The following is a 12863-nucleotide window of genomic DNA, read 5'->3' on the forward strand; positions in this document are numbered from 1 at the left end:
TTATTTTAATTTAATTTTCCTAATAATATTTTAAAATTGGTGCTAAATTGCCAATTATTTTTTATTTTGAAATAACTTTAGAAAAATTAATATTTTAATAAATCTTATTATTTTAATGAAAGGAAAAAAAAGTAATTATGATAAAAATAAATTTAGAAACGTGAAAAGGTTTAATTCGTAATTGAATTGAAGTTAACCCTAATCGTGATGGTCAATCAGTTACTAATAAAGTTAAACAACATGCTAACTATTTATTCCAACCTTATTATGATGGAGGATTATGAATAGGAACAACTCCTAGAGACTTAATTAATGGTAAAGAAATTATATTACATGATGGTAAAAAAGTTTTTAATAAAATAAAAGATTTAAAATCTATTACTTTGGCTTTTGTTCAGCAAGCAATTGCAATTAAAGATAAGTTAGAATTAACTATTGCTGGACAGTCTTTGGGCGCCGGATATGATTATTGAGTAGAAAATAAATTGAAACCAGAAGTACTTAAACCTTTAGTAAAGAATGATGGTTTTAATAATATTGTTGTTGCTTATGGCGGTGCTGCTTCAGCTGTTGGTTATAATCCATGAGATGTTGCATATACGCTATCTAATAAAGATATTAATAAAGCAGTAGCAATGCTACAACCAGCTTTGATTGAGTATCAAGAACGCATTACTAAATTTGCAGGTTTTGAAACTAAAGATATGCCATTAAATTTAGACTTAGATATTGAAGGGATAAACTTTGATAGTGATCATATTAATGGAATGAAGGTTTTATTTACTACATTAACAAAAATGAAAAGAAATAATCAAAATTGAAACTTTAGTGTTACATTACCAGTAATGCCAACAGGGCTAGTTGGTAGAGATATTGAGAATGTTATTAAAATAGCTTTAGAAATATATCAAAAAGCAGATTTAAAAGTTGAAGATTTATTTACAATTAACATTATGGCTATGGATTATGGTGAAATTGTTGGACAAGAAGTAATTGATAAAGGTTTAACTTTTTTTGATATTGCTAAACAAGCAATTAAAAGTACTGCTAACCAATATTTTGAATTAATAAAACAATATTTTCCAAAATCTAATTTATTACTTACTGATGTTTATCAAAAACTAGGTATTACACCAATGATTGGTATTAATGATGTAAATAATAACTATTTTACTTTAGAAGATGCTAAAGATTTATATAATTGAGCACAAACAAATAAATTAGCAAACATTAGAATATGATCATTAAATCGTGATAGTAATGGTAAGATAGATGAAGTTTGAGGAACAAATAATCACGGATTAAAATATTTAAATGAAGGTGATTTTTCAAATGTTTTTACTGGTAATTGAACTTATTGAGTAAAAAGTCCAGTTCGTAAAGTTTAATGTTTTTTTTGATAATTATTATAAAAAATATCAAAATTTAAATAAGAAGAAATTAAGATTTTTTTACTCATTATTTAAGGAAAATTAAAAGTAAAATAATTAGTAATTCTTTATATAACAAATTATATTATTATAATTTGTTATATTTTATTGTTTAATTTGCTAATCACTTTAAAACTACTTTTGTTCTAATATCATAAAATTTGATAATTAAAAAATAAAAATATTTTTTTAAGTTATAATTAAAAATAATTTATTTTTTGAAAGGAATTACTAATTGAATGTTTAATTTAAAAAAATTAAAATTTTGATCAAAATCATCTCGTGTTAATAATGAAAAAATTAGTCTTAATGAATTAATATGAATTGGTTTTAACTATACTTGTGGTATTGCATTTCCAATGGCATTAATTGGCATTTATTATTGAAATAATGGTGGCGTTGGTTTACATATGCTATGAGTTATTTTATTATGTGCTTTAATTGCTGCGGGAACTGCACTTGCTTTTACTAAATGTAGTCGTGTTTATCATGACACTAATGGTGGCGCTTATGTTTATGTTCGTGGTGTTTTTGGTCGTTTTTGAGGTTGAATAATTGGTTTTATTCAATATATTACTTTACCTTCAACAATTATTGTAACTATTATTTCTATGTTTCGAGTGAATTTAGATCAATTATCAATTTTTGATTGAGCTCCTGAACGATGATCAAGTTTAATTATTAATAGTATTGGTATTTTTATTTATGCTGCTGCTAGTTGCATGTATTTTGGAATGAAGGGATTTCGTTGATTTGTTAATATTTCTGGTATTATTAAATGAGGTTCTGCTTTGTTTTTAATTGTTTGTGCTATTATTTTGGTAGTAACTAATAAAGGTTTAGCATTTTCAGAAGCGGCTGAAGGAACAAAAAACATTAATTTAACTTTACCAAAAATTAATAATGCATTTAGTGGATTCTTCTATTTTTTTATTGGTTTTGAAACTTTTATTGTTGTTGGAAAAAATGTTAAAAATCCAACTAAAAACTTTGGTAAAGGTATTTTAATAGTTTTATTATTATCAACTATTTTTTATTTAGCTGTATCAGTATTAATATTTGGTGCCATTACTATTGACGGTACAAATGGCCAAAATGGTTGATCTGGAGCTACTAATGAATATAATCCAAATAATGTTATATCAGGAATTGCTGGTATTACTGGTATGATTGTACTAGTTGTTTTTACTTTATCATTGAAATTAAATGGTGCTATGCAAAATTCTTTATATTCTGGTGGTATGATTCAACCATTAGCCAAAGAAGGATATATTACTGAAAAATTAGCCAAATTAAATAAAGAAAATATTGCAATGCGTGCTAATACAGCTAATTTAATTATTACTATTATTGCTTGTATTATTATGTTAATAATCCCAGATTTAATTGGTGCACCTTTTGATTTTAATACAGTACTAGGATTTTCTACTAACATTACTATTGCTGTATATATTTTTGTATTAGCTGCCACATGTGTTATGGGTTATCGTAAACAAATTAAAATTAAAATTTGAGAATGAATTATTTTTGTTGCTTGTGGTTTATTTTTGCTTAGTCAGTTTGTTGTTTTTAATTATGGTATGGTTAATGACATGATTAATAAAAGAGGCGAAGTATTAATAGCTGTTATTATTGAGTTCTTAATGTTTTGAATGTTTATTGCAATTGCTGTTATTTGATATTTTATTTATTATCAACCAAAATTAAAAATACGCTTAGCATCAAATTTAGATTATCAAAATCAATTAGATCAAGAATTCATACCAATGACTGAAGAAGAAGCAATAAAATATTTACTTAATGAACCCGAAACAGAATTAGAACGAATTAAAATTCATGAAAATGAAGCCAGATCAGTTACAACTTAATTTCTTTAAATTATATTTTAACTTTTAAGAGTAATCATTAATAAATGATTACTCTTTTTCATATGCTCTTATCATTAATATCAATATTTTTAATTATATTTTAAAGAAATTAAAATCTATCATAAAATAATTATTACTGTAATCTATTTTATTTTTTGTTAAAAAATGATTTAATTACTATTATATTTGGAGGAAAAAAATGATAAATACACAAGTATTGATTTTAGATTGTGGAAGTCAATATACACAATTATTAGCAAGAAGAGTAAGAGAAGCAAATGTTTATACTGAAGTTTTATCTTTTAATATTAGTTATCAAAAAATAAAAACATATCCCAACTTAGCTGAGTTATACTTGTAAGTGCAAGTAAATAAAATTGCAAAAAATTCTCATATAAAAATTTCATAATGCTAAATTTAGTTTAGAAAAAAGTAAGGAGTTTTTATATGAGTTATAAACATCTTGGCATAGATGAAAGGATTTATATTGAGAATCAATTGAAATTTAAATTTAAAATTAGTGAAATAGCTAAAAATCTTAATCGAAGTATTAGTACTATTATTCGAGAAATTAATAGAAATAAAGATAATAATCATTATTTTTCATTAATTGCACAAAATAAAGCTGAAAATCGAAAACAATCACATATTAGTTTTCATAAGTTTAAAAATAAGAATTTAGTAAAATATGTACAACAAAAATTACTATTAGGTTGATCACCTGAACAAATTTATGGCAGAATTAAAAATTTTCATAAAGAGTGAGTTATTAGTTTTAAAACAATTTATACTTGAATTTATTTTGGAATGCTTGATAAAGTTACTAGTAAAAATTTAAGAAGAAAAGGTAAAAAACGAAAATCTAAAGAAAATCGTGGCAAGTTTAATGGTAAATCAATTAAAGAACGAGATATAAATGTTAATGATCGTATAACACTTGGTCATTGAGAAGGAGATACTATAGTATCATCACGAGGTAAAAGCAAATCATGTTTAATAACTTTAGTTGAAAGAGTATCACGATTTACTTTAGCAATATTAGTTAAAAACAGAACTACTAAAGTTATTAATAAAAATGTTAGTTATTATTTATCAATTCTTCCTAAAAACATTGTTAAAACTATTACTTTTGATCGTGGCAAAGAATTTTCAAATTGACAACAACTTGAAAAAAATTTAGATATAAAAATTTATTTTGCCAATCCATATTCACCTTGACAAAGAGGTACTAATGAAAATACTAATGGTTTAATTAGAGAAAAATTTCCTAAAAAATTTATTTTTTCAAAAACTAATAAAAATGAAGTTCATAAATTTATATTGTCTTTAAACCAAAGACCAAGAAAAATACTAAATTATCTTTCACCAATCGAATATTTGGATAGAAAAATAATTTAGTTGCACTTACCTTTACAATTTAGCTTAAAAGCAATTATTTTATCTGGTGGACCATCAAGTGTTTATTTACAAAATGCTTATAAAATTGATCAAGCGATTTTTAATTTACCAGTTGCCATTTTAGGCGTTTGTTATGGCATGCAATTATTAACAAATCATTTTAAAGGGAAAGTAGAATTGGCAGATGAACAAGAATTTGGAAAATCAATTTTATATCTTGAACAACCAAATAATAAATTATTTAAAAAAGTTGCTAATCAATCAAAAGTATGAATGAGTCATGCTGATCATGTAACAAAAATTCCAAAAGATTTTATACAAATAGCTCATTCTGATTCTTCAATTTCAGCAATTGCACATTTGACTAAACCAATTTATGGTATCCAATTTCATGCTGAAGTTACCCATTCAGAATTTGGTAAGCAAATAATTGAAAATTTTTTATTTACAATAGCAAGTTGCACGAAAGATTGAAGTTTAGATGATTTTATTAGTAATCAAATTTCAGAAATTAAAGATAAAATCCAAGATAAACAAGTTATTTTAGGTTTAAGTGGTGGAGTTGATTCTTCAGTTGCCGCTGCCATTATTTCTAAGGCAATTGGTAAACAGTTAACTTGCATTTTTGTTGATACAGGTTTATTGAGAAAAAATGAAGCAATTGATGTGATGGAAATTTATAAACAAAATTTTAAACTTAATCTTGAAATGATTGATGCAAGTAAACATTTTTTTACTGCCTTAAAAGGTGTTAAAAATGCTGAAGAAAAAAGAAAAATTATTGGTAAACAATTTATTGATGTATTTACAACAGCAGCAAGAAAATTTAAAACGGCTGATTTTTTAGCACAAGGAACAATTTATCCAGATATTATTGAATCTTCAAGTAAACATGCAAGTTCAAAAACAATTAAAACTCATCATAATGTTGGTGGTTTACTTGATGATTTACAATTTAAATTGTTAGAACCATTAAAAGCCTTATTTAAAGATGAAGTAAGAGAAATTGGTTTAAAACTTGGGTTACCTGAAACATTAATTAATCGTCATCCTTTCCCTGGTCCTGGATTAGGAGTTAGAGTTATAGAAGAAGTAACAAAAGAAAAATGTTTAATTTTACAAGAAGTTGATCATATTTTTATTACCAAATTGAAAGAAAAAAATATATATAATCAAGTATCACAAGCATTTGCCACTTTGCTACCAGTTAAAACTGTGGGCGTAATGGGTGATAATCGTACTTATGATTATGTTATTAGTTTAAGAAGCGTTAATACAATTGACTTTATGACAGCAACAAGTTCACATTTACCATGAGAATTTCTAGATGAAGTTGCAAATGAGATTATTAATAAAGTAGATGGTGTTAATAGAGTAGTTTATGATATTACATCAAAGCCACCAGGTACTATAGAATGGGAGTAAACTATGAATAAAGATTTAAATCAAAAAATAATATGTGAAGGAATTACTTTTGATGATGTATTATTAGTTCCAGGATATTCAGAAGTTTTACCAAATCAAGTTTCTTTAAAAACTAAATTAACAAATAAAATTGAATTAAATATTCCAATTTTATCTGCTGCTATGGATACAGTTACTGAATCTGATCTAGCAATTGCCATGGCAAGAGTTGGTGGTATTGGCATTATTCATAAAAATTTATCAATTGCTGAACAAGCTTTAGAAGTACAAAAAGTGAAAAGAAATGAGTCAGGTTTTATTACTGATCCAATTACTATTGGTGTTCAAACTTTAATTAGTGAAGCAAAATCAATTATGAGTACTTATCGAATTTCTGGATTGCCTGTTGTAAATGAAGAAAATCAACTAATTGGAATTGTTACTAATCGTGATTTGAAATATCTTGATAATGATAATGCATTAGTTAAAAATATTATGACTACCAAAAATTTAATTGTTGGTGATAAAACAACAACAATCGAACAAGCAAAACAAGTTATGTTAAAAAATAAAATTGAAAAACTACCAATTGTTGGTTCAAATAATAAATTGATTGGTTTAATTACAACAAAAGATATTGATAAAGCTATTGATTATCCAAATGCTTGTAAAGATGATCAAGGACGATTAAGAGTTGGTGCTGCTGTTGGTGTTGGTGAAGACACTTTAGCAAGAGTTGAGGCATTAGTTAAAGCAAAAGTTGATGTATTAGTTGTTGATTCAGCACATGGTCATAGTTTAGGGATTTTAAAAACAGTTAAAATAATTCGTAAAACTTATCCAAAATTAGATATTATTGTTGGAAATATTTGTACTGCAGTTGGAGCACAAGCACTTTATGAAGTTGGCGCAAATTGTATTAAAGTTGGTGTTGGTCCTGGTAGCATTTGTACTACTAGAATAATAGCAGGAGTTGGTGTGCCACAAATTACTGTTATTAATGATGTTTATAATTGAGCAAAAAATAAAAACGTAACTGTCATTGCTGATGGTGGTATTAAATATTCTGGTGATATTGTAAAAGCAATTGCTGCTGGTAGCAATTGTGTAATGTTAGGTAGCATTTTAGCCGGAACAGAAGAATCACCAGGTGAGGAAATTATTGTCAATGGTAAAAAATATAAAAATTATGTTGGTATGGGTTCATTAGTTGCCATGAAACGTGGTAGTAGTGATCGTTATTTTCAAAAAGGAATTAAAAAATTAGTGCCAGAAGGAATTGAAGCACGCGTTCCTTTTAAAGGAAAAGTACAAGATGTTGTTTTTCAATTAGTTGGTGGTATTAGAAGTGGTATGGGTTATGTTGGTGCTAAAAATATTTTATCTTTAATCCAAGATTCTAAATTTGTAAAAATTTCAAGTGCTGGTTTAAGAGAATCACATCCTCATGATGTTGAACTAACAAAAGAAGCACCAAATTATAATAAATAAAAAATTTGTATATTTAAAAAAACTAAGTTTTAATAAAACTTAGTTTTTAATTTTAATTAATATTTAATTTTTTTATTAATAACAATTTCATCGTTTTGTTGTACGTTATGACGTTTAATTGTAATTTCTTTGTTAGTTTTATTTATAGAAATTTCAGAATAACCACCAAAAAGTGCAGTACCACTTAAAACATCATAAATTGTTTTTTTACCAACATTAACTGTAATTATTTTTTCATCATATTTGGTTGGCACAAAATGTTGATGTCCAGTTAACATTAAAATAACATTATATTTTGCTAAAATTGCATTTTCAAATTCAGTTCTTTGTTCTTTACTTCATCATTCTTGATCAATTGAAAAATCATCATATCCATAATGAAAAGCTAAAACAATTGGCATATTACTCAAACCAACATTTATTTCTAAATCTTTTTGTAATTCAGTTAATGCTGGCCCAGGATCACTTCTTCCAAAATTTCAACCTGAAGTATCTTTATTAATTGGCGCTAAACTGCATTGAACAAAATGTATACCCAATCAATTTCAAGAATATACAGGAACTTCATTTTTTGAAGTATAATAGAGTAAATGAGCTGCTGTCATAGCATTTTGTTTAACAATATTTTGGTTAAGTAAAGTTTGGTTAACTTTACAAGTAGTATCAGAATCATGGTTACCAAAACCTGTTAAAAGATGATTAGAGATTGATGCTAACATTAATTTATAAGAAAATAAATTCCCTGTATATTTAACATAACCTGTTAAATCACCAGAAATAATAACACCTCTATTATTATTTTCTGGTAAATGTTTAGCAAGGACACTAATTGTTTTGTTACTAACTGATTGAGGATATCCAGCATGAATATCTGCTGTAGCTAAAAAATTAATTTCATCATTACTTTTTATTGTGTTTGTTAAACTTGAATTAATATTATAAGAAAAATTACTATTGGTCATTGATAAAGTATTACTTATTGCAAGTAGTAATAATATTTTTTTCATATCTTTTTCCGCTCCATATTAATTATAAACTTACACTTATTGCTGGATTTAATACTAATGGTGGTTCTACTTCATTATTATTTATTGAATTTATTTGTGTTTGTGATAGTAAAGGTGTTGTTTCATCAATTTCTCTACTATTTGTTTGTCTTCTATTTTCCTAAAGTACTTTTACATATTCAACAGTTTTTAAACTAACAGTTGAAGTTATTGCCATTGTTACTGCTGAAATTAAACCTCATATTAAAACACCTTTAACTGTAGAACGATATGGATTAAAATCATTGTTTATATAATTATCAATAAAATCATATTCCATAATATCTAATCATTCAGCAATAATTGTTGGGATTGAATATCATCCAGCAATATTTCCTATAACTTCACCGAAAATGGTTGAACTTAGTATAATTTTATTTTGTATTTTCATTTTTCTTTTTATCTCCTTTTTAAAAATATAAAAAACCATTTACTTTTAAACTAAAGTAATGGTTAAAAATTTAAAACTTATATTCAGTTTACAATTAAGTACTATATCAGAAAAAATTAAAGATATAAGAAATTAGATATATATATATAATAAATTAATAAAATTGGTAAATTTGGTTTATATTCTTTTACTGTATGTTGTATATTTTGTAAATTATCTATTTTTTGATCATTTGCCTTATTTTTTATATGATTAAAATTATCATTAAGAATGGTAGGTATTTTATCTAATTTTTGGTTAAGTATTATTTCTAATTCATTAATTTCTTTTTCCAAAATTTGGCATTCTTCTTTTAATTTTAGTGCTCTTTTTTCTTGCTCCATTACTTTTTTTCATTTCATTGTATGTCTTTGTCCACTAATTTTCATTTCTTGTCCTCATTTTTTACTTAATTCTGGATTATCTTCAATTAAATATTTATTACGTATTATTTTATATTTAGAATATAATTTTTCTTGTTCTTTTTTAGTATTTGATATTTTTATTTTTTGCTGTTTATAAAGATTATTTAATTCATTAAATTTGTCGATAAGAATTCATATTGATTCATGATATTTTTTTATTTCTAAATTTAGTTGATTAATTTCTATTTTCTGTTTTTCAGTCATTTTAACTATCCTTTATAAATTAATTATTTAAAAAATAATTAATTTATATTTCCTTTCATTTTTCTAAATAAAAAACTATTATTTTTATTTAAAAATAATAGGTTAAAAACTCATATCAAGTTTAACTAAATACTATCATATTTGATTAATAAATATAGAAAATTGATTAGAAGATTTAAAATTATATTTCAACTCCTTTTAAATCATTGATGTTTACTCCTATTTTTGATATAAATAATTTGTATTTAAAATAATACAAATTTTTATTGAAAATAGAAGAATATTATTCTTAAATATTTGGTAGTTTTAAGAACTTTATTCACTAAAATAAAGTTCTTTTGATTTTAGTATACAATTAAATTATACGTTTGAAGAAAGGTTGGTTGATAATGCAATTTTTTAAAAAGAAGCATATAGAACAAAAAACAACAACCATGTTTAAACAATTTTCGCAACTATCGAAAGAAGAAGTTATCCAACAATTAGATGGTAGTATGTACGGATTAAAAAAGGAAGAAGTAGAAGACAGACTTAAAAAATATGGTAAAAATGTTTTTTCTCATAAACGATTTGTTTGATACAAAAAATTAATGCACAATATTTTTAATCCTTTTATTATTGTTTTAATGATAATAGTTATCTATAATTTTATTAGTTACAGTGTTATTAATACTAATACTGATAAAAATGTTGATTTGTACAGTGCTATTATTGTTTTAGTAATGATTATTTTGAGTGTTTTTATATCTTACTTTCAAGATTATCGTTCCTATAAATCTTCAGAAAAATTACGACAATTAATTGAAACAACAGCCAGTGTTTTTCGGTTTAGTAATAAAAATAAAAAAATTGATTTTAATGCTTTAAATAGTGTTGCCAATTTTACAAAAGAAGTATTAATTGAAAATTTAGTACCAGGTGATATTATTTTCTTATCTTCTGGTGATATGATTCCTGCTGACGTTCGAATTTTAGTTTCAACCGATCTATTTATTAATCAATCGGCACTAACTGGTGAAACATTTCCTGTTGAAAAACACGCTATTAATACTAAAGATGATAATAAAAAAAGTAGTATCCTAGAATTAGAAAACATATGTTTTATGGGTACTAGTATTGTTTCAGGTGGTGCTATTGCTATTGTTATTGCATCAGGTGTTAATACTTATTTTGGATCAATTGCTAGTGCAGTAACTAGTAAACGTCCTGTTACTAGTTTTAGTAAAGGTATTAAAAAAGTTACTTACATTCTTATTGGTTTTATGTGTGTAATGGTACCATTAATATTTATTGTTAATGTAATTACTAAAAATAATATTTTAACAGCGTTAATATTTTCAATATCAGTTGCTGTTGGTATTACCCCCGAAATGCTACCAATGATTGTTAGTGCTAACTTAGCAAAAGGTGCAATTAGATTATCACATAAAAAAGTAATTGTTAAAAATTTAACTAGTATTCAAAGTTTTGGTGCAATGGATGTTTTATGCACTGATAAAACTGGTACTTTAACTGAGGATAGAATTGAGTTGGTTAAACACTTAGATCCAGAAGGTGTTGAATCAAACAAAGTTTTAGAAATGGCATATTTAAATAGTTCTTTACAAACTGGATTAAAAAATAATATTGATAAAACAATTGTCCAACACATTAAAGCTCATCATAATAAAATAGTTGAAATGCCCTATCGTAAAATTGATGAAATACCTTTTGATTTTATAAGAAGACGAATGTCAATAGTAGTTTCAAAAGATAAAATTAATAATACTTTAATTTGCAAAGGAGCAGTAGAAGAAATATTAAAAATTTGTACTAAAGTTGAAATTGGAGGGAAAGTAATTGCCTTAACTGATAAAATTAAAGAAAATGTTTTAAAATTAAGTACGGAATTAAATAATGATGGTTTACGAGTAATTGCAATTGGTTATCAAGACTTTGCTAGTGACAAAACAATTTTTAAAATAGAAGATGAATCTAATTTAGTTTTATTAGGATATATAGGTTTTTTAGATGTACCTAAACCTAGCGCTATTAAAGCAATAACAACTCTTAATCAACACGGAATTGATGTTAAAATTTTGACTGGTGATAATGAAATTGTTACTAAAGCAATTTGTAAAAAGGTGGGGTTAGAACCAGGAATTCCTTTATTAGGTAGTGACATTGAAGATATGGATGATCAACATTTACAAGCATTAGTAAATAAAACTACTATTTTTGCGAAAATGGACCCATTACAAAAATCAAGAATTATTGATATTTTAAAGTTAAATGGTCACACTGTTGGCTTTTTAGGTGATGGTATTAATGATGCTGTTGCTTTGCATCACGCTGATGTTGGAATATCTGTTAATAGTGCTACTGATATTGCCAAAGAAGCATCTGATATTATTTTATTAGAAAAAGATTTAGATGTTTTAGAGCAAGGAGTGATCAGTGGTAGAAATACTTTTGGTAATATTTTAAAATATATTAAAATTACTATTTCCTCTAATTTTGGTAATTCATTAAGTATTTTAATTGCTTCAATTTGATTACCTTTTTTACCAATGATGGCAATTCAAATTTTACTACAAAATTTATTATATGATATTTCTCAATTAGCAATTCCTTGAGATAGGGTTGATGAAGACTTTATTAAAAAACCACAAAAATGAAATGCAAAAAGCATTTTACCTTTTGCATTCTGGAATGGACCGCTAAGTTCAATATTTGATATAACCACCTTTTTATTTTTAGGATACGGTTTACATATATTTGCCAATTTTGTTAATGTAGATCCTAATAGTGCTGCTGGCATATATCAACAATCATTATTTCATACTGGATGATTTATTTTAGGAGTTACTTCACAAACATTAATTGTACAATTATTACGAACTTCTAAGGTACCTTTTATTCAAAGCATGCCATCTCATCAGCTATTTTTAACAACAATTATAATTACTATTATTGGCATTAGTATTCCATATACACAATTAGGAGCTACTATTGGTTTAACACCAATTCCTTTAATTTTTTATGCTTATTTAGCTGGCGTTGTCATTGTTTATTTCATTGCTAGTCAATTATTAAAAATGATATATATAAAGGTTAATAAACGCTGATTGTAAACTAAATTTTAATTTTAAGATAAATGTATTCGATTTTTTTAAAAATTATGATAT

The 12863-nt window shown here is 25.1% G+C and carries 10 protein-coding genes; 7 read left to right on the top strand and 3 right to left on the bottom strand.

The genetic code is table 4. From position 1 onward, the window contains the following. Window positions 1–137: 137 nt before the first annotated feature. From AACL05_RS03835 to guaB, 6 genes are all read left to right on the top strand, one after another. Window positions 138–1388, top strand: a complete 1251-nt coding sequence (locus AACL05_RS03835) for a hypothetical protein (RefSeq protein ID WP_338962810.1) — start codon at window positions 138–140, stop codon at window positions 1386–1388. 281 nt (window positions 1389–1669) lie between these two features. Next, window positions 1670–3298 (top strand): APC family permease, encoded by a 1629-nt coding sequence (locus tag AACL05_RS03840; protein WP_338986315.1) that lies wholly within the window; start codon window positions 1670–1672, stop codon window positions 3296–3298. A gap of 199 nt (window positions 3299–3497) precedes the next feature. Next, window positions 3498–3659, top strand: a complete 162-nt coding sequence (locus tag AACL05_RS03845) for a hypothetical protein (RefSeq protein WP_338986317.1) — start codon at window positions 3498–3500, stop codon at window positions 3657–3659. A gap of 86 nt (window positions 3660–3745) precedes the next feature. After that, window positions 3746–4696, top strand: coding sequence for an IS30 family transposase (locus tag AACL05_RS03850; protein ID WP_338960236.1), 951 nt, complete (start codon window positions 3746–3748; stop codon window positions 4694–4696). Continuing rightward, the gene (gene guaA, locus AACL05_RS03855) at window positions 4697–6121 is read left to right on the top strand and encodes a glutamine-hydrolyzing GMP synthase (RefSeq protein WP_338986319.1); all 1425 of its coding nucleotides are present in this window, start codon (window positions 4697–4699) and stop codon (window positions 6119–6121) included. A 3-nt stretch (window positions 6122–6124) separates the two neighbouring features. Then, complete coding sequence (guaB, locus tag AACL05_RS03860) at window positions 6125–7591, top strand: IMP dehydrogenase (RefSeq protein ID WP_338962817.1); 1467 nt, start codon at window positions 6125–6127, stop codon at window positions 7589–7591. 56 nt (window positions 7592–7647) lie between these two features. Here guaB and AACL05_RS03865 read toward each other — a convergent pair whose 3' ends face one another. From AACL05_RS03865 to AACL05_RS03875, 3 genes are all read right to left on the bottom strand, one after another. Then, a complete protein-coding gene (locus AACL05_RS03865; protein ID WP_338986321.1) occupies window positions 7648–8598 on the bottom strand; it encodes a metallophosphoesterase in 951 nt (316 codons plus the stop codon). Window positions 8599–8758: 160 nt separating this feature from the next. Next, entirely contained in the window at window positions 8759–9028 is a 270-nt protein-coding gene (locus tag AACL05_RS03870) for a hypothetical protein (RefSeq protein ID WP_338962823.1), read from the bottom strand. A 116-nt stretch (window positions 9029–9144) separates the two neighbouring features. Next, window positions 9145–9696, bottom strand: coding sequence for a hypothetical protein (locus AACL05_RS03875; protein ID WP_338986323.1), 552 nt, complete (start codon window positions 9694–9696; stop codon window positions 9145–9147). Between the two features lie 389 nt (window positions 9697–10085). On the opposite strand from AACL05_RS03875, the gene mgtA reads away from it, so the two are divergent. After that, entirely contained in the window at window positions 10086–12809 is a 2724-nt protein-coding gene (mgtA, locus tag AACL05_RS03880; RefSeq protein ID WP_338962828.1) for a magnesium-translocating P-type ATPase, read from the top strand. The last annotated feature ends 54 nt before the right edge of the window (window positions 12810–12863 follow it).

It is taken from the genome of Spiroplasma endosymbiont of Thecophora atra (genome assembly GCF_964019735.1).
Lineage (GTDB): Bacteria > Bacillota_I > Bacilli_A > Mycoplasmatales > VBWQ01 > Spiroplasma_E > Spiroplasma_E ixodetis_A.